Raw genomic sequence first — 24,871 nt, 5'->3', positions numbered from 1 at the left:
TGCTTGGCAGCAGATGTCAGCGGTCCTCGCGCTCACGTTCCGTGCCTTGTTTCTAATCATGCGAACGTCGAGAGCGCCGTTCGCCCACATTCACCTGCAGGCCGAGCATCAATTGCAACTCCTCGGCAACGGCCTTGCCTGCCGAGTACTTCATCGCGGTCGCGGGAAACACCCGCTCCTTGCCGTTGTCGAGCTCGAAACCCACCATGAGTACGTTTGCGCTGTACAGGTCGGCGCCGCCTGACCAGAGGACGACACGACCTTGATCGTCGTCTGATTGACGTAGATCCCGAACCACAGGCTCCGAGCGAGTACGACGGCCGGCGCGCTAACCATCAGCCAGGGAGCTGGCACGGACCAATCCTGGGCACCGCCTCCGACGAAGAAGGCCGCAATCCACCCGCCGCAAATGATGACCGATGTGACTCTGGTGGCCGCCCCTGTGCGCCGAATGCGGCGCCACTTTCGGTGGTCACCAGACTGTATTGGACTCGCTTCAGAGCCGGGCATCCAGCTCCTTCCAACTCGGCACTCCGAGAACCTGCTCAATCTCGGGAATCAGTAGTCACCGATCATGACTTCGGAAACCTCATCTCGCGCGATGCTGTAGGACCGCAGCCAGGACACGATCAGGAGATCCGTGCCCTGGATCCAAACGCCGAGCATCATCGACCGAATCGCGAGCAGCACGACCGGGAGTGCGGCGGCGAATGCACCGGCCCCAACGGCCTCAGTAGCTGACACCCCGAACGCAATTGCTACGCCGAATCCCAACGCAAGCAAGAGACCGACGGCCCGTGCCACTTCGCTGACGCCGGGAACACGGTTCTTCCGGGCTCTCCCATCCGGTGCCATGCGCTGCTCCGCCCACCTCGCCCTTGAACATGAGCACGCGAAACGGCAGCGCTCGTGGGAACGAAGTTACTCGATCCGCTGAGGCGACACCGAACCCAACGTTGTTCTCCCGGCTGAACCGTTCACCAGAGGAAGGGCGCTTCTCGCGTGGTCAGATACGCCACGCTGCGCCCGAACGGACTCGATTCGATGTCCGGCACGATGTGACCGAGCCCGTCACGTCGAGCGATACTCCATCCTGCGACATCCGACCAGATGCACTCAGGTGAGTCTTCCCGTCTCATAGATCAAACGACCCTTCGTCTCATGGTCGAACAGGAAGTCGGCGATCTCCTGGCCGTGCTCGGCGTCGCGAGCATCGACGGCGATCATGCTCGCCGACGACCACTCCAACAGAGCGCCCAGGTCGGTCAGGCGTGCAGCGACCTCCTCGCGCTTCCCAAGCATGGCGGGTTCGAAGACAGCACGAAATACGTATCGGCCGGAACGCTCAACGACCTCGCTAACCATGTACTTGCGGCCCGATTGTGTCTCCGTCTGGACGACATCGCCGAGAGCCATGTCGTAGAGGAAGAACGGAATGCAGCAGAGTTCGAATGTTTCTTCGGTGACCTGTCTGCACCACAGTTGCTCGTAGCGGCCTTCCTCGGGCAGCGGTGCGTTGATGATGAAGTTCGCCCGCTGCCGCCAGATCGGGTCGAGGTGCACCGAGTACTGGTCATCGCTCGCACTCATTCGATCAACTTCTCCAATGCGGCCGGCCACCTGAGGTTGATGTGGCCGCGAACTGATGCACCAGCTGGTCGAGCACGGCATCAATCGGTCGTCTTGGCCAGAAGCCCTTCTCCTCGACAATGATCAACGGAAGCCGTATCTTCCGCCCGCCGATCACCCCCTCTGCGATGAGGTTCGTCTCCTGATGCCCGAAGTGTTCGTACCTTCCGCGGGAGTATTGAATGGGCTCATCGAACGAGATCGTTGCGACAAGACGTGGTTTCCGTCCGATCCACCACGAGAGCGTGTCGCGACGAAGAACAACGCAGGCCAGCTGCGGCTTCTCCTCGACGACAGCACCCGAGATGTCCCTCACGACTCGAGCTTCGTCCGCGCGCAGACTGGTCGCGACGACAACATCATTCGGGTGCAATTCACGAACTCGCCTGACGCGAACGCGCGTGGTGTGTCGTGCCCACCCGAGCGTGAGTCCCACAGTTCCAACTGAAGCAGCAATGGTCATGAGAACAAGATCGAACGCCGTGAGTTCGGTCTCTTCTGTGACCGCTTGGCCTCCCGCGACGGCAACAGCGATACGCATTGCGATTGCTACCACCGCCAGCGCGACAACCGCAATCGGCACCCATCCGCGCCACTGTTTCATCACTGTTCCTAGCTCGAGGGCCGACGAGGCCGTCGGCAGCGGTGGCCAACCTAGCAGGGAGGAATCCGGCAGCCTACGCGAGCGCGAGGTACTGGTGCACGAACGCCACCGCCATGCCGCCCTCGCCGACGCCCGCGGCCACCCGCTTCACCGAGCCCGAGCGCACATCTCCGATCGCGAACACCCCCGGCGCGCTCGTCTCGAGCGCGAACGGTCGACGATCGAGACCCCACTGCGGGCTCGCTGCCGCGTCGGCGCCGGTGAGGATGAACCCGTGCGTGTCACGAGCGACCGCCGAAGGCATCCAATCGGTCACGGCGTCGGCGCCGATCATGACGAACACGACGCCGGCATCGGTTCGCACGGTCTCCCCGCTGATTCGGTCGGCCACGTCGATAGCTTCGAGGCTCGACCCGCCGTGCAGCCCGGCGATCTCGCTGCGAGTCTGCACCCGCACGCCGCCGTTCGCGGAGATCTGGTCGATGAGGTAGCGCGACATGCTGGCCTCGAGCGACGGGCCGCGCACGAGCATCGTGACCGATCGCGCATGCCGTGCGAAGAAGAGCGCGGCCTGGCCGGCCGAGTTGCCGGCGCCGACGATGCAGACGTCGGCGCCCTGCGCGATCGAGGCGTCGCTGCGCGCGGCCCCGTAGTAGACGCCGTTGCCGCGGAACCGGTCGATGCCCGGCACCGGCAGCGAGCGCCAGGCCACGCCGGTCGCGATGATCACGACGGGCGCCCGCAGCACATCGCCGCCGTCGAGCACGATCTCGACCCCTGCGGCGCCGGCGCCCGGCACGATCGATTCCACGGTGCGGGTCACCACGATCTCGGCGCCGAGCCGCTTCGCCTGCTTCAGGGCGCGACTCGCGAGGTCGTCGCCGGAAATGCCGAACGGAAAGCCGGTGTAGTTCTCGATGCGCGTCGAGGTGCCGGCCTGCCCGCCAGGTGCGACGGACTCGATCACGACCGTGCGCAGTCCTTCCGCGGCGCCGTTGACCGCTGCGGTGAGTCCCGCGGGCCCGGCACCGAGAATGACGACGTCGTAGTCGGATGCCGCGGGCACGACGTCGAGTCCGACCGCCGTCGCGACCTCGCGCAACGAGGGATCCGCCGTGCGCGCGCCGCCGTGTTCGAGGATCGGGTATCGCTCCCCGGCGACCGGGGCGTCGAGGGTTGTGCGCTCGAATGCCACCTGGTTGCGGATGAGGAATCCGGTGACCTCGTGGGTTCGGGCATCCGATCGCGGCCCGATGACCCGCACGTCGGTCTCGAGTCGCTCGGCGGCCATCTCCTGCAGGGAGTCGAGGTAGCGTCGGGCGAGGCCGGCGACGCGGGCGGGGATCGACGGCGCCGCCGCGGCGAGCGTGTAGTAGACCGTGACGTCGAGCTTGATGATGCGTGCGCCGTCCGCGGCATCCGCTGCCCGACCGCTCGCCGGGAACGGCGTGCTCAGTGTCATCGGCACTTCGCCGAAGAACTGCCCCGGCTTGCGGCGGCCGATCACCCGCTCCTCGCCGTTGATCACCTTGGTGATCTCGGCCCCGCCCTCCACGACGACGAAGAGCGCCCGCTCGTCGCCCTCGTGCGCGAAGTACTCGCCGGGCATGAGGCGGATGTCCTCGACCGCCCGCGCAAGTTCGTCGAGCGTCGCCTCGGGCACCGGCGCGAAGATCGGGATGCCGCGGAGCGTCTCGGCGGTGATCATCGCTCTCGCCCTCGCACCATGCGCTGACGGTATCCACGGCGCGACCTGCCGTCAACAGCTCCGGCCCGTGACGTTCTGGACGCGTTCGCGAGTGCGATCCGGCGCGGACGCGCTACGGTCGAACCGTGACGACCGCCTCCGTGCTCGCCGGCCGGATCCCAGTGACCCGGCTGACTCCCGCTGTGCCCGATGCGCGCTGGCGCCCCAAGGCGTTCGAGGGCGAGGTGGTGCCGTTCCGCGCGACCGTGTTCCGCGAGGGGCACGACCAGGTGGGCGCGATGCTCGTCATCACGAGCCCCGCAGGCCTCACACGGCACGAGCGGATGTCTCCGCTGGCGGCCGGCACCGACCGCTGGGAGGCCGAGGTGCTGCTCGACGAGATCGGCGAGTGGCACTGGCACGTCACGGGATTCGACGACGAGGTCGCGACCTGGCGGCACGACGCCGCGCTCAAGGTCGACGCCGGGGTCGACGCCGAGCTGATGTTCGAGCTCGGCGCGCGCCTGCTCGATCGGGCCGTGGCCGAGAAGTCCCGGCCGGCCGCCGTTCGAAAGGCTCTCGCGAGAGTCGCGGCGGGGTTGCGGGGTGAGCACGCTTCGACAGGCTCAGCGAGCAGAACGAGCTCAGCGAGCAGAACCGCCGCCGATCGGCGAGCGCTCATCGACGACCCGGCCCTCGCCGAGTTCGACGCCCGACCGCTCGCGCGGCTCTCGACGGACTCCCCCGAGCACACGATCCTCGTCGAACGCCGGCACGCGGGTGTGGGCGCCTGGTACGAGTTCTTCCCGCGCTCCGAGGGGGCGAAGCACCTGAAGGACGGCTCGTGGAAGTCGGGCAACTTCCGCACCGCGGCCAAGCGCCTCGACGGCGTCGCCGCGATGGGCTTCGACGTCGTCTACCTGCCGCCGATCCATCCGATCGGGGTCACCAACCGCAAGGGGCTCAACAACACGCTCGACCCGGGCCCGCACGACCCCGGCTCCCCCTGGGCGATCGGCGGGCCGCTCGCCGACGGCTCCCCCGGCGGCCACGACGCCGTGCACCCCGACCTCGGCACGCTCGCCGACTTCCGCGCGTTCGTGCGCCGGGCCGCCGCGCTCGGCATCGAGGTCGCCCTCGACCTCGCGCTGCAGGCCGCACCCGATCACCCGTGGGTGACGGAACATCCCGACTGGTTCACGCAGCTGCCCGACGGCACGATCCGCTACGCCGAGAACCCGCCGAAGAAGTACCAGGACATCTACCCGGTGAACTTCGACGACGACCCCGAGGGCATCTTCACCGAGGTGCTGCGCGTCGTGCGGCACTGGATGAAGCAGGGCGTGCGCATCTTCCGCGTCGACAATCCGCACACGAAGCCGCTGGCGTTCTGGGAGCGGCTCATCGCAGCGGTGAACACGGATGACCCGGGCGTCGTGTTCCTCGCCGAGGCCTTCACCCGGCCGGCGATGATGCAGGCGCTCGCGATGGTCGGGTTCCAGCAGTCGTACTCGTACTTCACGTGGCGGAACACGAAGGCCGAGCTCGAGGAGTTCCTGACGAGCGTCTCGCAGGAGACGGCCGACTTCATGCGGCCGAACCTCTTCGTCAACACCCCCGACATCCTCACCGAGTACCTGCAGTTCGGCGGGCCGGCCGCGTTCACCGTGCGGGCGACCATCGCCGCGACGGCGGCGCCGCTCTGGGGCGTGTACTCGGGATTCGAGCACTTCGAGTCGGTCGCTCGCCCCGGCGCCGAAGAGGCGATCGACAATGAGAAGTACGAGTACAAGCCGCGCGACTTCGCGGCCGCTGAGCGCGAGGGCCGTTCGCTCGCGCTCTACCTCGGCATCCTCAACCGCATCCGCGCCGAGCACCCGGCGCTCGGCCAGCTCCGCAACATCCGCTTCCACGCGAGCGACGACGACTCGGTGCTCGTCTACTCGAAGCACCTCGACGGCCGTTTCACCGGCACGGGCGCCGACGACACGATCATCGTCGTCGCCAACGTCGACCCGCACTCGGTGCGGGAGACCACCGTGCACCTCGATCTCGAGGCGCTCGGCCTCGAGCCCGGCACCCGCTTCGAGGTCGACGAACTCGTCACCGGCGAACGCTGGGAATGGGGCGCCGCCAACTACGTGCGACTCGACGCGTTCACGCGGCCCGCGCACATCCTGCACGTGAGAAGGGCCACGAATGCCTGAACCGCTCACCGCCCCCGTCATCGCCGACGACGTGCTCGCCGCCGTCGCCGAAGGGCGCCACCACGACCCGCACTCGGTGCTCGGCCAACACGGCTTCGAGGAGCCGCAGCTCGCCGGGCCGCTCACCGCGATCCGCACCCGACGGCCGCTCGCGGAGTCGGTCACGGCGGTCTTCCCTGACGGGCAGTCGCTCGATCTTCAGCACGTCGGTCACGGCATCTGGGCCGGCGCCGGCGCCTTCGGTCCGACCGACTACCGGGTGCGCGCCCGCTACGCCGACGACGCGGAGTGGACGAGCGACGACCCCTACCGCTTCGCGCCGACCATCGGCGAACTCGACCTGCACCTCATCGGCGAGGGCCGGCACGAAGAGCTCTGGCGGGTGCTCGGCGCCCACTACCGCGAGCACTGGGGCGTCGCGGGCAGCGTCGCCGGCACCGCGTTCACGGTCTGGGCGCCGCGCGCGTCCGCGGTGCGCGTGACCGGTGCGTTCAACCGCTGGGACGGCACCGGGCACGCGATGCGCAGCATGGGCCCGACCGGTGTCTGGGAGCTCTTCGTCCCCGATGTCGAGCCCGGCGCGGTGTACAAGTTCGAGCTGCTCACCGCGGCCGGCGAGTGGATCATGAAGGCCGACCCGATGGCTCGCCAGGCCGAGGTCTCCCCCGCCACGGGTTCCGTCGTCTCGCGCAGCACCCACGAGTGGGCCGACGGCGAATGGATGTCGCGCCGCGCCGCCGCCGACCTGCACGCGCTGCCCATGAGCATCTACGAGCTGCACCTCGGCTCATGGCGCCCCGGCAAGGGCTACCGCGACGTCGCCGACGAGCTCATCGAGTACCTCGAGTGGCTGGGCTACACGCACGTCGAGTTCATGCCCCTCGCGGAGCATCCGTTCGGCGGCTCATGGGGCTATCAGGTGACCGGCTACTACGCCGCCACCTCGCGCTTCGGCTCGCCCGACGACCTGAGGTACCTCATCGATCGCCTGCACGCCGCGGGCATCGGCGTGATCATGGACTGGGTGCCGGGACACTTCCCGAAAGACGAGTGGGCGCTCGCCCGCTTCGACGGCCAGCCCCTCTACGAGCACGCCGACCCGCGCCGCGGCGAGCAGCTCGACTGGGGCACCTACGTCTTCGACTACGGCAACCCGCGGGTGCGCAACTTCCTCGTGGCGAACGCCCTGTTCTGGTTCGAGGAGATGCACGTCGACGGGCTTCGGGTCGACGCCGTCGCCTCGATGCTCTACCTCGACTACTCACGGGAAGACGGCGAGTGGCTGCCGAACATCCACGGCGGCCGCGAGCACCTCGAGGCGATCGCCTTCCTGCAGGAGGCCACCGCGACGGCCTACAAGCGCAACCCCGGCATCGTCATGATCGCCGAGGAGTCCACGAGCTGGCCGGGCGTCACCGCCCCCACCGAGGGCGGCGGCCTCGGCTTCGGCTACAAGTGGAACATGGGCTGGATGCACGACTCGCTCCAGTACATCCAGAACGACCCGATGTACCGCTCGCACCACCATCACGACCTCACGTTCTCGTTCCTCTATGCGTTCAGCGAGCACTTCGTGCTGCCGATCAGCCACGACGAGGTCGTGCACGGCAAGGGGTCGCTCGTGCGCAAGATGCCCGGCGACCACTGGCAGCAGCTCGCGAACGTGCGCGCCTACCTCGCCTTCATGTGGGCGCACCCCGGCAAGCAGCTGCTCTTCATGGGGCAGGAGTTCGGCCAGCTCTCGGAGTGGAGCGAGGAGCGCGGCCTCGACTGGTGGATCCTCGATCAGCCGAGCCACCGACAGCTCGCCGAGTTCGTCGGCGCGCTGAATCGCGGCTATCGCGCGACGCCCGCGCTCTGGCAGCTCGACGACGACGCGGCCGGCTTCGAGTGGGTCGAGGGCGGCGCGACCGCCGAGAACGTCATCGCGTTCCTCCGGTACGACCGCGAGCGGCGCCCGCTCCTCTGCGTCGTCAACTTCGCCGGGGTGCCGCACGAGGGGTTCCGCCTCGGGCTGCCCAGCGCCGGGCGCTGGCGCGAGGTCATGAACTCGGATGCCGCGGAGTTCGGCGGCTCGGGCGTCGGCAACCTCGGCGTGGTCGACGCGACCGAGACGCCGTGGGCCGGTCGGCCGGCCTCGGCGTCGTTCACGCTGCCGCCGCTCGGCGCGGTGTGGTTCGTGCTCGACGCGACCGACTGATCGAGCCGTTGCTCGTCAGTAGAGCAGCGTCGTCAGCCGACGGCGCGCCACGGCGACCCGCGGGTCGTCGGTGCCGACGACCTCGAAGAGCTCGACGAGGCGCTCGCGCACGAGCTTCTTGCCGTCGGCGTCGAGGTTCGGGAAGAGCGTCAGCAGGCGGTCGAAGGCGTCGTCGACGTGCCCGCCCGAGAGGTCGAGATCGGCGACGTCGAGCTGCGCGTCGAGGTCCTGCGGCGCTGCGGCGGCGGCGCTGCGGATCGAATCGAGCGTCTTGCCGTGGAGCCGACCCAGCAGGTTGGCCTGCGCGAGGCCGGCGACGGCGAGCGTGTCGCGCGGGTCCTGCGCGATCGCCGTGCGGTACGCGGATGACGCGGCGTCAAAGTCGCCCCGCTCGATCGCGTCGTACGCCTCTTGGTGCAGCGGCGGCAGCGGCGCTTCGACGGGTTCGGCAGGCTCGCCTTCCGCGCCGGCCTGAGCGTCGCCCGACTCGATCGTTCCCGTCACACCGTGCTGGCCTGCGAGCTCGAGCAGCTGATCGAAGACCTGATCGATGACCTCGTCGGGCTGCTCGCCCGCGAAGAGCGGCACCGGCTGGCCTGCGACCACGGCGACGATCGTCGGAATCGACTGCGCCTGGAAGGCCTGCACGAGCTGCGGGCTGCGGTCGGCGTCGGCCGCCGCGAGCGCGAGGCGACCCGCGCGAGCGCGGACCAGTCGTTCGAGCGTCGCGAGCAGGGCCTTGGACGGCTCGCTCCACGTCGCCCAGAGCGCGACGATGACCGGCACGGTGCGCGAGAGTTCGAGCGTGGAGCCGAAGGCGGCGTCATCCGTCTCGAAGACGATCTGGTCGCTGGGCCCGGATGCCGCGTGCGCACCCTGCTGGCCTGCAGCGCCCTGCGCCTGGCGCTGCACGAGCGCCGACAGGTCGACCGCGCCGCGGAGGGCGGCGCCGGAAGGGGGAATCGGGTTGGTCACGGTACCTCCGAAGCTCCGATGAGACTCTCCGACCAGCCGAGCAGACGAATCTGGTCTTCAGACTCGTTGCCGACGCCGGGGACGTAGAACAGCAATTGGATGCCGATGACGCGCTGCACGCCCTTCGCGCTCTTTCCGGTGAAGCCCGAGAGCGCCGCGGCGGCACCGGGCTTGAACCCGATCGTACCGCCGTCGTTCGGAACGACGTTCTCGGTCTGCTCGATCGAGACGCTCACGAGAGCGCCGGCGTCGTTCGTCGCAAGGGCGATCGTCGGGCTGTCGCCGACCGCGTTCGAATAGGTGGCGTCGACCGTGTCTTGGAGGCCGTCGTTGATGGCCTTCTGTCCGGCCGGCCCGAGCTGCTGGATGAGGGTGTCGCCCTCGGGGTCGAACATCGGGAAGAACTCGGAGGCCTCGCCCTTCATCAGCACGTCGGCGTACGCGGCGGCGACCTGACCGGTCGGCATCACGAGTCCCTTGAACTCGGGCGAGATCGGCGGTGCGCCGATCGACGCCGGAGCGACCTCGGGCACATCGGCGTCGGGGGCGAGCGAGATGGCGTAGAGGATCTTGTAGTTGTCGCGCGGCGTCTCCTGCACGAGCACGAGCGCGTTCGGCGCGATCGTCGGGTCATCCGAGTTCTTCGCGATCGTGAGCACCGTGCGCGGCCAGCCGGTGGCCTGCTGCGGCAGGGTGAGCGTCAGCGGCGAAGCCGGAATCGGCGTGGGAACCGGGTGATCGGGCAGCGAACCGCGGATCGCGTAGTTGGCCGTTCTGGCCTCGAGCGCGGGGCCGGTGAAGCGCTCGGCCGCGGCCGTGGCGTCGCGGGAGGCATCGACGTCGGTCGCGAACACCGCGACCCGACGCATGATGCGCTCCATCTGCGGCACGGTCACCGCGGGCTGCGCCTTGGGGGTGTCGTCGACGGGCTCGTCGGTCGGCCCGGGCGTCGCGAGCGGCGTCGCCGGAGCCGTGGTCTCAGGTGCCGCCTGCTGGTCGAAACTCGGCCAGTAGTCGGCCGAGCACGCGGAGAGCGCGAGAGCCGGAATGACGAGGAAGGGGACGATGGCGATGCGCTTGGCACGGCCGATGGCCCGCCGGCTGCCGACCTGGGTACGCCCCGGCTTCGGGGCACTCGGCAGCTTGCCGCGAGTACCGCCCGGCTGGTTGCGGCGAGGGCCGCGCATGCGCCGGTGGTTCACGAACCCGGCGATCACGAGGGCGATGCCGATCAGGAAGACGATCGCGCCGCCGACGATCAAGGGGCCGGCCCACGGGGTCGCATTGTCGAGCGGCCAGTCGATCTTCACGCGGGAGGGCAGTTCTCCACCGCCGTTCGCGCTGACCAGCACTGAGATGTCTTCGGGCACGTCGATCGTGGTCGTGAGCACGAGGTCGTCGGTGAACTCGTCGAGCCAGAGGTCGGAGCCGTCGGGCGTCGGGGCGACCGCGGTCTCGGCGGCTCCCTCGACCGGCGGCGCGACGGGAGCGGTCGGGTTCGAGTCCGCGACGGGCTTCGTGACGATGATCTCGTTCGTCAGTTCGCCGGCCTCGGTGTCGTAGCCGACCGAGACGTAGGGGGTGTCGCCGAGCCATGCCTCGACGTCGGAGCTGCGCCCGTAGGAGAGGAACACCTTCGGGGAGCCCGACACGGTGATGGTCTGCTTGCCCGGGTGGGCGGCCAGTGCTTCGGGTTCGATGACGATGAAGTCGGCTTCACCGCCCGAGAGCTCGGCGGACATCGAGACACGGTCGGGTTCCAAGAAGACCGTGCGCTGGGCGATGCCGAGCCCGATCATCACGGCCGCGGCGATGAACGCCACGATTGCGAAGACGAAGCGCACGAACAGAACCTCCATTGCCGCCAATGGCGGCCTCTGACAAAGACATTCCAGACTACCGACGATATCTGGGAGATCCCTAACCGCCCGCTGGAAGTCCGGTGTCTCCGCCCACCTCGCGCGACCCGTACAATCGGACACACCATCCCGCATGCGCCCCCACGAACGCGGGACAGAGCCCGGAGGAAGAATGGCCGTCGAAGAGACCGAGTTCACGCAGGTGTTCCGCGGATATGACAAAGACGAGGTCGACAAGGCGATCAATGGTCTGCGTCGCGACATCATCGCTGCGAACAACCAGAGCACCGACAGCGTCAAGGAGAACAAGCGTCTCCTTGCTCGCATCGAGGAGTTGACGGCGGAGCTCGAAGAGGTCGGCAGCCCCACGTTCTCCGGTCTCGGCACGAAGCTCGAGAACACCCTGCGCGTCGCGGAAGAGCAGTCCACGCGCCTCATCGCCCAGGCGGACATCGACGCAGAGAAGCTCCGTCGCTCCGCTGAAGACGAGGCGCACCTCATGCGCTCCGACGCGCACGAGCTCGCCGAGCGCACCCTCACCGAGGCGCGTGCCCAGGCCAACCGCATCCTCGAGAACGCTCGCGCAGAGGCCGACGACATGGTCTCGCGCTCGCACGAGGCGAGCGAACAGCTCCGTCAGGACGCCGCACGCGACGCCTCGGCGATCCGCGGTGCCGTCGCCACGGAGACCGCCGAGATCCGCACGAGCGCGAAGCGCGAATCCGCTGCGATGATCGCCGCGGCCGAACGCAAGTCCGCCGAGCTCCAGCTCGCGGCCAACGCGGAGGCCACCGAAGCGCGCGCCACTGCCGCAGGCCTCACGAAGGAGACCGAGCAGACCCGCGCCGAGGTCGCCATCGAACTCGACCGCGCCCGCGCCGAGCTCGCACGCGAGAGCGAGCAGGCCCGCATCGACCTCGCGGCGGAGACCGAGCAGTCCCGCCTCGACCTCGAGCGCGAGTCCGCCGAGGCACGTGCCGCCATCGACGCCGAGATCGCCGAGCGCCGCGCGGCGCTCGTGCACGAACTCGACCAGGCGCGCAGCGACCTCGACCGTGAACTCGAAGGCAGCCGCGTCGAGCTGGTGCAGCAGCGCGAGCAGGCGAAGGTCGACCTCGAGCGCGAGGCCGAGGCCGCCCGCCTGAAGCTGCAGCACGAACTCGAGCGCATCCGCGCCAAGCACGCCGCCGACCTCGAGCAGATGCGCGCCGACCTCGCCCTCGAGCAGGAGCAGGCTCGCGCCGACTTCGACGCCGAGTCCGAGCAGGGCCGGATCGACCTCGACAACCAGCTCACCGCGATGCGCAAGAAGACGACCCACGAGGTCAACCGCATGCGCCGCGAGATCGAGAAGGCCCACCTCGACCTCGAATCCGAGCTGTCGACGAAGCGCGACGAGGCCGAGCAGGAGCTGCTCGCCGCCCACCAGGAGGCGGTCTCGCAGACGCAGAAGTTCCTCGAGGACGCCAACGCCGAGCTCGCCGAGGCGGTCGCCCGCACCGCCGAGAGCCGCGCAGAGGCCGACCGCCTCGAGACCGAGGTCCGGTCCGACATCGCGGTCGTCCGCGACAAGGCCGACGACGAGGCCCGCGACCGCATCGCCGCCGCACACGAGCAGGCGCGCAAGCTCATCGCCGACGCCGAGGAGCGCACCCGTGCGCTCGTCGCGGACGCCGAGGACCGCCTCTCGCAGATCAAGATCGAGCGCGACGCGGTGGCCGGCTACTTCGAGAGCCTCCGCGGCGTGCTGACGCAGGCGGAGCAGATCGCGGCGAAGACCAAGTAGTCGGTCCGAGACGGAGGGCGGGCCGTTCCATGAAGATCCAGAACGCGTTCCGCATCGGGCTGGTCGGCACCCTCGGCGTGGGTGTCGGCCTGCTCATCCTCAGTTCGATCGCGACGCTGTCGACGATCATCGCCTACGTCGGCATCGCATTGTTCCTGGCCCTCGGCCTCGATCCGGCTACCAGCTGGCTCGAGCGCCGGGGGCTTCCGCGTTGGGCGTCGATCCTCATCGTCATGAGCGGCGTCGGCCTGCTCGTCGCCGGGCTCGTGATCGCCGTCGTGCCGATCATCGTCGAGCAGGTCAGTCAGCTCGTCGACGAGATCCCCCGCATCGTCGATCAGATGAGCTCTCAAGACTGGATCGAGTCCCTCAAGGACCAGTTCCCCCAGGTTCCGGTCGACGAGATCAGCGATCAGGTCACGAACGGCCTCACCGACTTCTTCACCAATCCCGACAAGCTCAGCGAACTCGCCGGCGGCGTGCTGCAGGTCGCCGTCGCGATCGGCGCGGGGGTGTTCGGCGTCGTCGTCGTCTTCATCCTGACGCTCTACTTCGTCTCGTCGCTGAACACGATGAAGCACGCCACGTACCAGTTGGTGCCCGCATCCAAGCGAGACCGATTCGCCGATCTCACCGAGCAGATCACCCAGTCCGTCGGCCGCTACGTGCTCGGCCAGGTCTCGCTCGCCGGCGTCAACGGTGCGGCGAGCTTCGTGTTCCTGTCGATCATCCAGGCCCCGTTCCCTGCGGTGCTCGCCTTCCTCGCCTTCCTGTTCTCGCTCGTGCCACTCGTCGGCACACTGAGCGGCTCGGTGCTGATCGTGCTCGTCTGCCTCATCCCGGGCCTCGGCTCGCCGCTGACCGCGCTCGTGGCGGCGATCTACTACGTCATCTACATGCAGGTCGAGGCATACGTGCTGAGCCCGCGCATCATGAATCGCGCGGTGAAGGTGCCCGGCGCGCTCGTGGTCATCGCGGCGCTCGCGGGCGGCTCGCTCGGCGGGGTGCTCGGCGCGCTCGTGGCGATTCCGATTGCCGCCGCCATCCTGCTCATCATCAAGCAGGTCGTCGTGCCGCACCAGAACGAACTCTGAGCCCGCTACGCTCCCGGCGGCACTGCGCGCCCACGCTCAGTTCGCGTCGACGGGCCACACCGTCGGCAACGGCAGTGCTGCGGGATTGACGACCCCGACGATCTCGTCGAGCACGCGGCGCGTCTGCGACTCCCCCACCCACAGGTGCTTGCCGCCGGTCACGTCGATGCGGGTGATCTTCGGCACGCTCGCGAACCGCTCCGCCGCCTCGGTGGGCCGCAGGTAGTCGTCGAACTCGGGGATCAGTGCGACCAGTTCGGGCGCGGCATGCTGCCAGCGCTCGAGCTCGGCGTCAGTCGTCCGATGCAGCGGCGGCGAGAGCAGGATCGCCCCGTCGATGCCGTGTTCGAGTCCGTACTTGAGTGCGAGCTCCGTGCCGAACGACCAGCCGACCAGCCACGGGTGCGGAAGGGCGCGCTCCGTCACGAACGACATCGCCGCAGCGACATCCGCTCGCTCGGCCACGCCCTCACCGAAGGAACCCTCGCTCGCGCCGCGCGGCGAGACGGTGCCGCGGGTGTTGAATCGCAGCACCGCGAGATCGGCGAGTGCCGGCAGGCGGGCGGCCGCCTTCCGGATGATGTGCGAGTCCATGAAGCCACCGGCGGTCGGCAGCGGATGCAGCGTGACGAGAGTTGCGACGGGCGGCCGCTCGAGGGGCGTGGCGAGCTCGCCGACGAGGGTCAGGCCGTCGGCCGTGTGCAGCTCGATCTCCTCGCGGCGCGCCGGCAGTTCGACGCTCGCGCGGATCTCGATTGACGTGTCGCTCATACCGCGCCGATCCTCCAGCAGTGAATGTGCCAATGACGACGAGAGGCCAGGTCGGCCGCATCGCCGAGCACGCCGTCGGCGCGCCACGCGACCAGATGGGCGGTGCCCGGCACGACGTCCTGGCCGCATCCGGGGCACACGTACGCCTTCACGGCCTGCGCCTCGGCGACGGGCTGCACGTTCCATTCGCGGCCGCCCCGCACCTCGGTGCGTCGCCACCCGGAGGTGAGGCGATCGACGTCGAGTTCGGGGTGCTCCTCGCGAGCACGAGCCGCCCGGCTCCGGGATCGGTTCGAACGCGCCATGGAATCCAGTCTATGCGTGCGTGGACGCGCAGTGCCCCGCACCGCATCGCCGCGGGTTCAGTACCAGCCGACGTCTTCGGAGTGCGCCCAGGCGCCGCAGGGCGTGCCGTAGCGGCCGGAGACGTAGCCGAGGCCCCACTCGACCTGGGTGGCGGCGTTGGTCTCCCAGTCGGCACCCGCGGTCGCCATCTTCGATCCGGGCAGCGCCTGCGGGATGCCGTACGCACCGCTCCCGGCGTTGTAGGCGTTCACCCGCCAGCCCGACTCCTTGTTCCAGAGCGCGACGAGGCAGTCGAACTCACCCGACGGCCAGCCGCGGGCGGCGACGGCCGTCGCGGCATACGCCTGGGCCGACCCGGGGTCGGGCGTGACGGCGGGAGGAGCCCAGCCACTGCCCTCGCTCGTCGAGGCGGGGGCGAGCTGCACCTCGGGCTTCTTCTCGACGTCGTAGGTCTCCTGTCCGACGTCGATCGAGTAATCGCCGGCGACATCGAACGCCTGCACGCTCTGCCCGCCGAACCGGTCGCCCTCGCTCGCGAACTCGGACGACGCGATCGCGCCCGAGAACGGGTCGACGAGGTTCACACTGAGGAAGCTGACGGATGCCGCGAACGCGAACACCACCGTGGCGGCCTGCTTCACCCGACCGACGCGAGGAGGTCGTGCCGGCGACTGCCGGGGCGCGGGCGAATTCTCGAATGGGGATGCGGTCGCCGTCGTCTGAGGACGCGGCTCCTTGGCCTCGTCACTTCCCGCATGTCTACCCACGATTCGACGAGTGTATCGAAAGAGCGGGGACGGATTCCAACTCGACGCGCACGTCAGCGAACCGCGAGCATGACGTCGACCACGGCGTCGAGCAAGAGGTCGACCTGCGCCTCGCGATACCCGCCGCGCTGCGTCTTGAACACGACCGCGCGCACGTCGTCGATCGCGATCGGCCATCCATCGCTGAAGTACCTCGTGAGCTTGTCCCCGAAGCGGTCGACGTCTCGAATGCTGTACCCGCGCACGAGCACTCCGACCCGATCGAAGCGGTGCCCCTCGGGGCGTGCCAGGCGGTTCGAGACCACCTGAGCGGTCGCACGCGCCTCGCTGAGCCAGGCTTCGCCGCCGTGCAACCGAGCGGCGACCTGACGCTCCTGGGCCGCGAAGGCGTCTTCCAGCCGCTCGAGCGCCTGGTCGACGTGCGTCGTCGAGTAACCGCCCTTCTGCATCGCGAAGGCGGTCAGCCGAATGCGATCCGAGGTCAGCGGCGCGTCATCGGGGCGGGAGGTTCCGTCGTAGGCGCGACGCGCCACCTGCAGGAACGACTCGACCTGAGCCGTGTTGTAGCCGAGCTTGGGCTTGCGAGCGCGAGGGAAGGTGGAGTCCACCGCTCCATTATTGCGGAGCAGTGGTGCGGAAACGCCCACCCGAGGGATGGAAATGCTCAGCCGAAGATTCGGAATGCCACGAACGCGACGGCGGCCGACGGCAGGATCGAGTCCAGCCGGTCGAGGAAGCCGCCGTGACCCGGAAGCCACGAGCTCATATCCTTGATGCCGATGTCGCGCTTGATCAGGGACTCGACGAGGTCGCCCAGCGTCGCGCTGAGGAAGATCGCGGCTCCGAAGATGAGCCCGAACCACCAGGTGTTGCCGAGCATCAGCGTCGAGAGCAGCACACCGGCGATGAGGCTCGCGGCCGCTCCGCCCGCGAAGCCCTCCCAGGTCTTCTTCGGGCTGATGATCGGCGCCATCTTGTGCTTGCCGAACATGAGTCCGGACGCGTACGCCCCGGTGTCGGCAGCCACCGCGATGATGATGAACGCGAGGGTCCAGAACTGGCCGTCTTCGGCCGCGGTGAGCACCACCGCGAACGTCGCGAGGAACGTGACATAGCCCTGCACGAACGCACCGGCCGCGAGATCGCGACCGAGGTCGCGCCCCGAGCTTCGCATCGTCGGTACTGCCTGCTCGCAGAGCCGCCAGACGGTGACGATCAGGATGCCGCCGAGCACCGCGAGCAGCTGACCGCTCGCGCTCCCGTAGTAGGCGAGGGGCACGGCGGCCACCGCGACGACGACGGTCGGGATGCGCGGAACGTGGTAGCCGCCCTTGCGCAGTGCCTGCGCGAGTTCATAGCTCGCGAAGGCCGCGATGACGACCGCGAAGAGCATGAAGAGCTCTTTGAACACGAGAAGGCTGAGCAGGAGCACCGCTCCGAACCCGAGCCCGATGAGAGTCGCGAGGATCAGGTTGCGACCGGTGCGGGCCTGGATCTTCTCCTGCGCCTGATCGAACTGGGCCTTGCCGACCTCGAACTGCCGCTCCAGGTCTGCCTTTCGCGCATTGACCTGCGCTCGGAACTCCTCGCGCGAGGTTCGCTCTGGCCCCCCGGCGTCCGACTCATCCTCTTCTGGGACGCCTGACATCGTCTGCCTCAGACCTCGAGGAGTTCGGCTTCCTTGCGCTTCAGGGCATCGTCGATCGCGTCCACATTGGACTTCGTGATCTGCTCGAGTTCCTTCTCTGCGCGCGAAACCTCGTCATCGCCGACGTCGCCCTTGAGGGCGTCGAGGTCGTCCTTCGCCTTGCGGCGGATGTTGCGCACCGAGACGCGTGCGTCTTCGGCCTTGCCGCGCACGATCTTGACGAACTCGCGACGACGCTCCTCGGTCAGCTCGGGCAGCGTCACGCGGATGATGTTGCCGTCGTTCGAGGGGTTCGCCCCGAGATTCGGGGTGTCGCGGATGGCCTGCTCGATGTCCTTCAGCGCGCCCTTGTCGTAGGGCGTGACCACGAGGGTGCGGGCTTCGGGGTTCGCGAGCGATGCGAGCTGCGCGAGCGGCGTCGGCGTGCCGTAGTAGCTCACCATGATCTTCTGGAAGAGCTGGGGGTTCGCCCGGCCGGTGCGAACGCTCGAGAAGTCGTCTTTGGCGACCTCCACGGCCTTCTGCATGCGTGCGGTGGCATCGGAAAGTACGTCCGCGATCACGGGGGCTCCTTCTGTTTCGCTACTCGAGACAGTCTATCGACTGGTGGCGGGCTCGCCGTTGCTGACGATCGTGCCGAGTTCGGCGCCGAGGATCGCCTTGGTGACGTTGCCGTGCGGCGCCATGCCGAAGACCTGCATCGGCATGCCGTTGTCCATGCAGAGGCTGAACGCCGTCGAGTCGACGACCTTGAGTCCGCGCTGCAGGGCCTCCTGGTAGCTGATGCGGTCGATCTTGTGCGCGTCGGGGTTCGTGCGCGGGTCGTCGGTGTAGACGCCGTCGACGCCGTTCTTCGCGACCAGCACGACCTCGGCGTCGATCTCGAGGGCGCGCTGCGCGGCCACCGTGTCGGTCGAGAAGTAGGGCAGGCCGGCGCCGGCGCCGAAGATGACGACCCGGCCCTTCTCGAGGTGCCGCTCGGCACGGCGCGGGATGTAGGGCTCTGCGACCTGCGTCATGGAGATCGCCGACTGCACGCGCGTCTCCGCGCCCGCCTGCTCGAGGAAGTCCTGCAGCGCGAGCGCGTTCATCACGGTGCCGAGCATGCCCATGTAGTCGGCGCGCCCGCGGTCCATGCCGCGCTGGGAGAGCTCGGCGCCGCGGAAGAAGTTGCCACCGCCGACGACGATCGCGATCTCCACCGTGCGCGCGGCATCGGCGATCTCGCGTGCGAGTGCGCTGATCACGTCGGGGTTCACCCCGAGGGCACCGGCGCCGAACGCCTCCCCCGAGAGTTTCAGCAGAACCCTGCGCTTGCGTTCCGTCATCCCGACCGATCCTTCCCCTCTGGGGTCAAAGCTACTGGTTCACCGAGCTCGACGCAGTGCCGGTGCTCCGGTGTTTTCGACGGGCACGACCCGTCCGGCATCCGGAATCGCTCCGGACACAGCAAAGGAGTCCGGATCGCGAGCGATCCGGACTCCTTCGAGGCACCTAGGCGCCGACCTTGAAGCGAGCGAAGTCGCTCACCGTGAGGCCCGCGTCGGACAGCACCTTGGCGACGGACAGCTTGTTGTCCTTCGCGTAGTCCTGCTCGAGCAGTGCGACCTGCTTGAAGTACGCACCGAGGCGGCCTTCGATGATCTTCGGGAGGGCGGCCTCGGGCTTGCCCTCCTCACGCGAGATCTGCTCGACGATCGCGCGCTCCTTCTCGACCGACTCCGCCGGAACTTCCTCACGCGTGAGGTACTCCGGGTTCGCGAACGAGATGTGCTGCGCGACCGAACGGGCGGTCTCAGCGTCGGTGCCGGCGTAGCCGAGCACGACGCCGACCTGCGGCGGGAGGTCCTTCGACGTCTTGTGCAGGTAGATCGAGAACTGCTCGCCCTTGACGAGGCGGATGCGGCGGAGCTCGACCTTCTCGCCGAGGATCGCGGCCTCTTCGTCGATCACGGTCGCGACGGTCTTGCCGTCGGCCGGAGCGGCGAGTGCAGCCTCGAGGTTCTCGGCGCGAGCAGCTGCGACCGCAGCGAGCACGCGGTCGGCGAGGCCGACGAACTTTTCGCCCTTGGCGACGAAGTCGGTCTCGCAGGCGAGCTCGATCATGGTCGCGGTGCCGTCGCCGTTGTCGACGGCGGCGACGAGGCCCTCGGCGGTGGAGCGGTCGGCGCGCTTGGCGTTGCCCTTCGCGCCCTTCAGGCGGAGGATCTCGACCGCCTTCTCCATGTCGCCGTCGGCCTCGACGAGTGCGTTCTTCGTGTCGACCATGCCGGTGCCGAGGCGCTCGCGCAGGTTCTTGACGTCTTCGAGAGTGAAGTTAGCCATATCTCTGAAGTCTCCTGAACTCGTGGTCTTACTTGGACTCGGCGGCTTCGGCTGCCTCGGCGCCTTCGACGTCGGCGGCGGTCTCGGTCGCGGCGACCTCGGTCGCAGCCTCGTCGACGACCTCTGCGGCCTCGGCCTTGGCCTCTTCGACGGTCTCGGCGACGACCTCGGTCTCGGCCGAAGCCTGCGCCGGGGTGGTCTCGGAACCGGCCTGGAGGAGCTCCTGCTCCCACTCGGCGAGCGGCTCGACGGCGGAGACGTTGCCCTCGGCCTCGGGCTTCTGGTGGCGCTCGATGAGGCCCTCAGCAGCAGCGTCGGCGACGATGCGGGTGAGCAGGCTCACCGAACGGATCGCGTCGTCGTTACCCGGGATCGGGTACTGGACCTCGTCGGGGTCGCAGTTGGTGTCGAGGATGCCGATGACGGGGATGCCGAGCTTCTTGGCCTCGTCGATCGCGAGGTGCTCCTTCTTGGTGTCGACAACCCAGAGCGCCGACGGCGTCTTCGTCAGGTTGCGGATACCGCCGAGCGACTTGTGCAGCTTGTCGAGCTCGCGCTTCTTGATGAGGAGTTCCTTCTTGGTGAAGCCACTCGTGGTGCCTTCGAAGTCGAGCTCCTCGAGCTCCTTCATGCGCGCGAGGCGCTTGGAGACCGTCTGGAAGTTGGTGAGGAGGCCACCGAGCCAGCGCTGGTTCACGTAGGGCTGGCCGACGCGGGTCGCCTGCTCGGCGATCGCGTTCTGCGCCTGCTTCTTGGTGCCGACGAAGAGGATCGTGCCGCCGTGGGCGACCGTCTCGCGCACGAAGTCGTACGTCTTGTCGATGTATGCGAGCGACTGCTGCAGGTCGATGATGTAGCTGCCCGAACGCTCCGTGAGGATGAAGCGCTTCATCTTCGGGTTCCAACGGCGGGTCTGGTGCCCGAAGTGAACGCCGCTGTCGAGCAGCTGGCGAATGGTGACGACGGCCATGAGCCGTACTCCTTTGTTCTCAGTTGTCGCTCCGGCCGGCGGCTGGAGCCCTGGCGCCCGGCACGGCTCCGCCGGTTTCTGCGATGAAGCAGAGCACTGGACTGAGTGGAGTCGTCGGCCGAAATGGCGCGCGTAGTCACCCCGGACGACCGGGGTGCTCCCGATACTCTACCATCGGCACTCGGCCTCCCCAACCGCGGCCCGAGGTCGTCGTTCCACACCCATCTGCTGTCGGCGAGCGGATGCCGCGTGCCGCCCGATCATCGGAACATGAACGCTCCGACGGCCGACCGAGGGCGGCGCATCGTGCGCCTGGCCTCGTCCCTCTCCATGATCGCCGCACTCACTCTGGTGGTGACCGGTTCCGCGGCCTCGGCAGCGGTCGCCGACGCGTCGCCGCGGGCGACCGCCCGGGTCGACAGCGCCATCATCTCCCGTGGCGACCTGCTGACAGAGCCCTGGCGGTGGCCCGTTCCGGCGCCGATTCGCGTCGTCGCTCCGTTCCGTGCCCCGCCCACGCCGTTCGCGGCCGGCCACCGCGGCATCGACATCGAGGCCGCACCCGCCGCCTCCGTGACCGCCCCCGCGCCCGGCGTGGTCAGCTTCGCCGGCATGGTCGCGGGCAGACCGGTCGTCGCGATCGACCACGGCGACGGCGTCGTGAGCGCGATCGAGCCGGTCGTCGCGCTCGTCGAAGCGGGGGCGTCCGTGGCGGCGGGCGACGCGATCGGCACCGTCTCCACCGGCGGGCACTGCGCCTCGGGCTGCGTCCACTTCGGTGTGCGCGTCGATGGGGAGTACGTCTCGCCGTACCTCTTCCTCGGCGGCCTGCCGCGCGCGGTGCTGCTGCCCTCGAGCTGAGTCAGGCGCGCGGATGGGCCGTGCGGTAGCTCTGCTTCAGCCGCTCCGACGACACGTGCGTGTAGATCTGGGTGGTGCCGAGGCTCGCGTGCCCCAGGAACTCCTGCACCGCGCGCAGGTCGGCGCCGCCGTCGAGCAGGTGCGTCGCTGCCGTGTGGCGGAAGGCATGCGGACCGCTCGGCCCGGTGCCCGGGATCTCCGCGAGGATCGCGGCGACGAGCCGGTACACGCTCCGCACACCCATGCGACCGCCGCGGGCTCCGAGGAACACCGCGCGCGTCGGAGCGGGCACGGGCGCACCTCGCTCGCGCTCGCTCGCACTCGCGACGATCTTCGCCCGGGCTTCGTCGAGATAGCGGTCGATCGCTCGAGCCGCGGGAGCGCCGTAGGGAACCATCCGCTCCTTGGAGCCCTTGCCGAGCACGCGAACGACGCGCCGCCGCCGATCGACGTCGTCGAGGTCGAGCCCGACGAGCTCCGAGACGCGGAGCGCCGACGCGTAGAGCAGCTCGATGATCGCGAGGTCGCGTACTTCGGCGGGTGCGCCATCAGCGGCCCGGGCCGACAACCCGGCGAGCGCGTCGGTGACGGCCTCTTCGGTGACGAGGCGCGGCAGGGTGCGTTGCGCCCGCGGCGCCTTGAGCCGCACGCCGGGGTCGGCGTCGAGCAGTCCGCGTCGGGTGAGCCAGGCGGTGAAACCCCGAGCGGATGCCGCGCGCCGGGCGATGCTCGTTCGGGCGAGCCCGCGTTCGGTGGCCGCCCAGAGCCAGTCGCGCAGCAGCGGCAGATCGATGGCGCGTGCCTCGGTGCCGCCGCGGGTCTCGGCGAAGGCGATCAGCTCGACGAGGTCGCTGCGGTAGGCGGCGACGGTGTGCGGCGAGTAGCCGCGCTCGACCGCGACGTGCGACAGGTAGTCGTCGAGCAGCTGGTCGAGGTTCACGACTCCAGCTTGCTCCCGTGCAGGCCGGCTCCATGCACGGCGCGCCCTGAACCGATGCTCGGACTCACTCCGTGCCGAGTTTGCGCGAGAACCGCTCGAGACGAGCCTCGGGCGCCAGCGACTCGATCTCGTCGAGGAAGCCCCCGTCGAGCGTCGTGACCGGCGAGTACGGCCCCACCGGCACGACGGAGGTCACGACCCCGTCGGGGTAGAGGTGCACGAGGGAGAACGAGCGACCGCCGTCGACGCCGACGAGATTCCGCGGTGTGGCTGAGAGGTCCATCGTGTAGGCGGTGGCTCCGGCGACGGAGACCGGGATGCCCGCGAAGCTCCCGTTCGTCGCGTAGTGGAGGTGTCCGCCGAGGATCAGCCGCACATCCCGGCCGCGGACGACCTCGGCGAGACGGTCTTGGCCGCGGAGCTCGAGCACATCCATCAGGGCGAGCGGTGTGGCGATGGGCGCGTGGTGCAGCGCGATGACGGCGCCGTGCTCGGCGGGCACCTCGAGGGCGGCTGCGAGCCAATCGAGCGATGCGTCGTCGAGCTCACCGTGGTGATACCCCGGCACCGTGGAGTCGAGCGCGATGATGCGGAGGCCCTCGACCTCGACGACGCGGTGCACCGGCGCGTCGCTTGCGGGCTCGCCGAGCAGCTCACTGCGGAACGTGGCGCGCTCGTCGTGATTGCCCATCACCCAGACGAGGCGGGATCCCATGCGCTCGGCGACGGGCTCGAGCGCGGCGCGCGCAAGGCGGTAGGCGTCGGGCTCACCCAGGTCGGCGACATCGCCGGTGACGACGATCGCGTCGATCGACCCGCCGAGGCGCTCGAGCTGCGCGGAGGTCTGCGCGAGCGCCGCGACCGTGTCGGCCACGCCGCCGAGCGGTGCGCCGCCGTGCAGGAGGTGCGTGTCGCTGATCTGGGCGATGACCTGTCGGGCTGCCGGGTACCGGCCGAGTTGCGGGTGCTGCATCGAGCCCTCCTTCCGCCGTCAGCCTAGGGCGTGCCGCCGACGCGACGAGGAGGACGCGGTGCAGCACGGAACGGGTGCGGAGAAAGTGCAACAAATCGGTTGCACTAATCGACCCGAGCGGATAGCGTTGCTTGCATCACGCAAGCACCACCGACGAGAGGCTTTCGAGAATGAACGACTTCACCACCTCCATCACCATCAACCGACCGGCCGAGCACGTCTTTCGCACCGTTCTCGACGCGCGGGGGTGGTGGAACGAGTCGATCGAGGGCCCGACCTCGGAGGTAGGAGACGAGTTCGGCTTCGAGGTCGCCGGGCTTCACCGCACGCGGATGCGAATCACGGACATCGAGCCCCACCGACGCATCACCTGGCTCGTCGTCGACAACTCCTTCGCCTTCGTCGAGGACCAGAGCGAGTGGGTCGGCGACCGGATCGAGTTCGATTTCGCGCCGGACGGCGACGGAACCCGTCTGACGTTCACCCAAGTGGGCTTGGTGCCCGACCTCGAGTGCTATGAGGTGTGTTCGAATGCGTGGGTCTTCTTCGTGAGGGACAGCCTGCGTCAGCTCGCCGAGGACGGGAAGGGCATGCCCGAATCGTCGGCTGGGAAGGCGGCACCCGCTGCGCGGGCGCGAGCCGCGGTGGACGCCCTCGCTGCAGGCTCGGCTCCTGCGTAGCGCGTCATCATGAAAGCCGGGCGCCGCCCGACCGAACTGGATCTGGCACCGGGGTCGTTCATGAGGGCTGCATGCCAGGGCCGGGGACAGCCACGACTTCGCCCGGCGGAAGCGAATCGCCGCACCCGTCGCAGCGCAGCTCCAGGTGCACAGGGCTCTCGCAGCGGCTGTGCCGGTAGACGATCGGGGCGCCGTCCGGCGCGGCCCATTCGTCACCCCACGCGCTCAGTGCGAGGATGACCGGTTCCAAATCGCGGCCCCGCGGAGTGAGCACGTACTCCCGGACGTCAGCACCGTCGGCTGTCCGCCGGCTTTCCATGAGCCCGTTCTCGGTGAACAGCTCGAGTCGTGCCGCCAAGACGTTCGAAGCGATCCCCAGCGATCGCTCGAACTCCGTGAATCGGCGAGCACCCCCGAACATCGCGTCCCTGATGATCAGCAGGCTCCATCGTTCGCCCACCAGCTCGAGTGCGCGGGCGGCCGAACAGTTCTCCCCCTCATAGGTTCTTCCCAGCACGGGAACCCCTCCTCGCACGAGCAGAATCTCTGCATCGCTTGCATCACGCTAGTCGCTGGAGGGCGCGGTTGC

Annotated in this window: 25 protein-coding genes; 6 read left to right on the top strand and 19 right to left on the bottom strand. The window is 68.8% G+C overall.

The annotated features are described in order from the left end of the window. Positions 1–52 precede the first annotated feature (52 nt). The 5 genes from BUR99_RS20175 to BUR99_RS02510 form a co-directional block, all read right to left on the bottom strand. Entirely contained in the window at positions 53–205 is a 153-nt protein-coding gene (locus BUR99_RS20175) for a hypothetical protein (RefSeq protein WP_159440939.1), read from the bottom strand. A gap of 353 nt (positions 206–558) precedes the next feature. Then, positions 559–855, bottom strand: a complete 297-nt coding sequence (locus BUR99_RS02520; protein WP_143231351.1) for a hypothetical protein — start codon at positions 853–855, stop codon at positions 559–561. A gap of 261 nt (positions 856–1,116) precedes the next feature. Continuing rightward, positions 1,117–1,590: a DUF4265 domain-containing protein gene (locus tag BUR99_RS02515; protein WP_074258773.1), complete on the bottom strand. Its 474-nt coding sequence runs from the start codon at positions 1,588–1,590 to the stop codon at positions 1,117–1,119. 4 nt (positions 1,591–1,594) lie between these two features. After that, positions 1,595–2,233, bottom strand: a complete 639-nt coding sequence (locus tag BUR99_RS19775; RefSeq protein WP_143231349.1) for a hypothetical protein — start codon at positions 2,231–2,233, stop codon at positions 1,595–1,597. 73 nt (positions 2,234–2,306) lie between these two features. Beyond that, entirely contained in the window at positions 2,307–3,941 is a 1,635-nt protein-coding gene (locus BUR99_RS02510; RefSeq protein WP_074258772.1) for an FAD-dependent oxidoreductase, read from the bottom strand. A gap of 125 nt (positions 3,942–4,066) precedes the next feature. On the opposite strand from BUR99_RS02510, the gene BUR99_RS02505 reads away from it, so the two are divergent. Both BUR99_RS02505 and glgB read left to right on the top strand, forming a co-directional pair. Further along, the gene (locus BUR99_RS02505; protein ID WP_084183538.1) at positions 4,067–6,127 is read left to right on the top strand and encodes an alpha-1,4-glucan--maltose-1-phosphate maltosyltransferase; all 2,061 of its coding nucleotides are present in this window, start codon (positions 4,067–4,069) and stop codon (positions 6,125–6,127) included. Beyond that, the gene (gene glgB / locus BUR99_RS02500) at positions 6,120–8,327 is read left to right on the top strand and encodes a 1,4-alpha-glucan branching protein GlgB (protein ID WP_074258771.1); all 2,208 of its coding nucleotides are present in this window, start codon (positions 6,120–6,122) and stop codon (positions 8,325–8,327) included. Before BUR99_RS02505 ends, glgB begins: the two co-directional genes overlap by 8 nt. A gap of 15 nt (positions 8,328–8,342) precedes the next feature. Here the strand turns inward: glgB and BUR99_RS02495 are convergent, their stop codons facing one another. Together BUR99_RS02495 and BUR99_RS02490 are read right to left on the bottom strand one after the other, a co-directional pair. Beyond that, on the bottom strand, positions 8,343–9,302 hold the full coding sequence (locus tag BUR99_RS02495) for a tetratricopeptide repeat protein (RefSeq protein ID WP_074258770.1): 960 nt from the start codon (positions 9,300–9,302) through the stop codon (positions 8,343–8,345). Then, positions 9,299–11,161 (bottom strand): DUF8094 domain-containing protein, encoded by a 1,863-nt coding sequence (locus tag BUR99_RS02490; protein WP_084183537.1) that lies wholly within the window; start codon positions 11,159–11,161, stop codon positions 9,299–9,301. Before BUR99_RS02490 ends, BUR99_RS02495 begins: the two co-directional genes overlap by 4 nt. Before the next feature lie 172 nt (positions 11,162–11,333). On the opposite strand from BUR99_RS02490, the gene BUR99_RS02485 reads away from it, so the two are divergent. Further along, positions 11,334–12,947, top strand: coding sequence for a DivIVA domain-containing protein (locus BUR99_RS02485; protein WP_074258769.1), 1,614 nt, complete (start codon positions 11,334–11,336; stop codon positions 12,945–12,947). Positions 12,948–12,976: 29 nt separating this feature from the next. Then, the gene (locus BUR99_RS02480) at positions 12,977–14,041 is read left to right on the top strand and encodes an AI-2E family transporter (protein ID WP_074258768.1); all 1,065 of its coding nucleotides are present in this window, start codon (positions 12,977–12,979) and stop codon (positions 14,039–14,041) included. Positions 14,042–14,077: 36 nt separating this feature from the next. Here the strand turns inward: BUR99_RS02480 and BUR99_RS02475 are convergent, their stop codons facing one another. The 9 genes from BUR99_RS02475 to rpsB all read right to left on the bottom strand — a co-directional run bounded on the left by BUR99_RS02475 (position 14,078) and on the right by rpsB (position 20,828). Then, entirely contained in the window at positions 14,078–14,812 is a 735-nt protein-coding gene (locus BUR99_RS02475) for an alpha/beta hydrolase (protein WP_074258767.1), read from the bottom strand. Next, complete coding sequence (locus BUR99_RS02470) at positions 14,809–15,117, bottom strand: hypothetical protein (RefSeq protein ID WP_074258766.1); 309 nt, start codon at positions 15,115–15,117, stop codon at positions 14,809–14,811. Before BUR99_RS02470 ends, BUR99_RS02475 begins: the two co-directional genes overlap by 4 nt. A gap of 57 nt (positions 15,118–15,174) precedes the next feature. Continuing rightward, positions 15,175–15,759 (bottom strand): aggregation-promoting factor C-terminal-like domain-containing protein, encoded by a 585-nt coding sequence (locus tag BUR99_RS02465; protein WP_084183536.1) that lies wholly within the window; start codon positions 15,757–15,759, stop codon positions 15,175–15,177. A gap of 179 nt (positions 15,760–15,938) precedes the next feature. Further along, entirely contained in the window at positions 15,939–16,493 is a 555-nt protein-coding gene (locus tag BUR99_RS02460) for a DivIVA domain-containing protein (RefSeq protein WP_074258765.1), read from the bottom strand. A 56-nt stretch (positions 16,494–16,549) separates the two neighbouring features. Beyond that, positions 16,550–17,533, bottom strand: coding sequence for a phosphatidate cytidylyltransferase (locus BUR99_RS02455; protein WP_084183535.1), 984 nt, complete (start codon positions 17,531–17,533; stop codon positions 16,550–16,552). 8 nt (positions 17,534–17,541) lie between these two features. Then, on the bottom strand, positions 17,542–18,096 hold the full coding sequence (gene frr, locus BUR99_RS02450) for a ribosome recycling factor (RefSeq protein WP_074258764.1): 555 nt from the start codon (positions 18,094–18,096) through the stop codon (positions 17,542–17,544). Positions 18,097–18,129: 33 nt separating this feature from the next. Next, a complete protein-coding gene (gene pyrH / locus BUR99_RS02445) occupies positions 18,130–18,861 on the bottom strand; it encodes a UMP kinase (RefSeq protein ID WP_074258763.1) in 732 nt (243 codons plus the stop codon). Positions 18,862–19,027: 166 nt separating this feature from the next. Then, positions 19,028–19,858, bottom strand: coding sequence for a translation elongation factor Ts (gene tsf / locus BUR99_RS02440; protein WP_074258762.1), 831 nt, complete (start codon positions 19,856–19,858; stop codon positions 19,028–19,030). A 28-nt stretch (positions 19,859–19,886) separates the two neighbouring features. Then, complete coding sequence (rpsB, locus tag BUR99_RS02435; RefSeq protein ID WP_074258761.1) at positions 19,887–20,828, bottom strand: 30S ribosomal protein S2; 942 nt, start codon at positions 20,826–20,828, stop codon at positions 19,887–19,889. A gap of 270 nt (positions 20,829–21,098) precedes the next feature. Between rpsB and BUR99_RS02430 the strand changes: the two genes are divergently transcribed. Continuing rightward, positions 21,099–21,689, top strand: a complete 591-nt coding sequence (locus BUR99_RS02430; RefSeq protein WP_159440938.1) for a murein hydrolase activator EnvC family protein — start codon at positions 21,099–21,101, stop codon at positions 21,687–21,689. 1 nt (position 21,690) lies between these two features. Here BUR99_RS02430 and BUR99_RS02425 read toward each other — a convergent pair whose 3' ends face one another. Further along, on the bottom strand, positions 21,691–22,629 hold the full coding sequence (locus tag BUR99_RS02425) for a tyrosine recombinase XerC (RefSeq protein WP_074258760.1): 939 nt from the start codon (positions 22,627–22,629) through the stop codon (positions 21,691–21,693). 64 nt (positions 22,630–22,693) lie between these two features. Beyond that, a complete protein-coding gene (locus BUR99_RS02420) occupies positions 22,694–23,602 on the bottom strand; it encodes a phosphodiesterase (RefSeq protein WP_074258759.1) in 909 nt (302 codons plus the stop codon). Positions 23,603–23,772: 170 nt separating this feature from the next. On the opposite strand from BUR99_RS02420, the gene BUR99_RS02415 reads away from it, so the two are divergent. After that, positions 23,773–24,282, top strand: coding sequence for an SRPBCC family protein (locus BUR99_RS02415; RefSeq protein WP_074258758.1), 510 nt, complete (start codon positions 23,773–23,775; stop codon positions 24,280–24,282). A 58-nt stretch (positions 24,283–24,340) separates the two neighbouring features. On the opposite strand, the gene BUR99_RS02410 is transcribed toward BUR99_RS02415, so the two are convergent. Continuing rightward, positions 24,341–24,799, bottom strand: a complete 459-nt coding sequence (locus BUR99_RS02410; RefSeq protein WP_074258757.1) for a winged helix-turn-helix transcriptional regulator — start codon at positions 24,797–24,799, stop codon at positions 24,341–24,343. Positions 24,800–24,871 lie beyond the last annotated feature (72 nt).

The organism is Agromyces cerinus subsp. cerinus (assembly GCF_900142065.1).
In the GTDB taxonomy this organism is placed as follows: domain Bacteria; phylum Actinomycetota; class Actinomycetes; order Actinomycetales; family Microbacteriaceae; genus Agromyces; species Agromyces cerinus.
The sequence above is the reverse complement of the archived record's forward strand: the minus strand, read 5'-3'. Positions and strand labels throughout refer to the sequence as shown.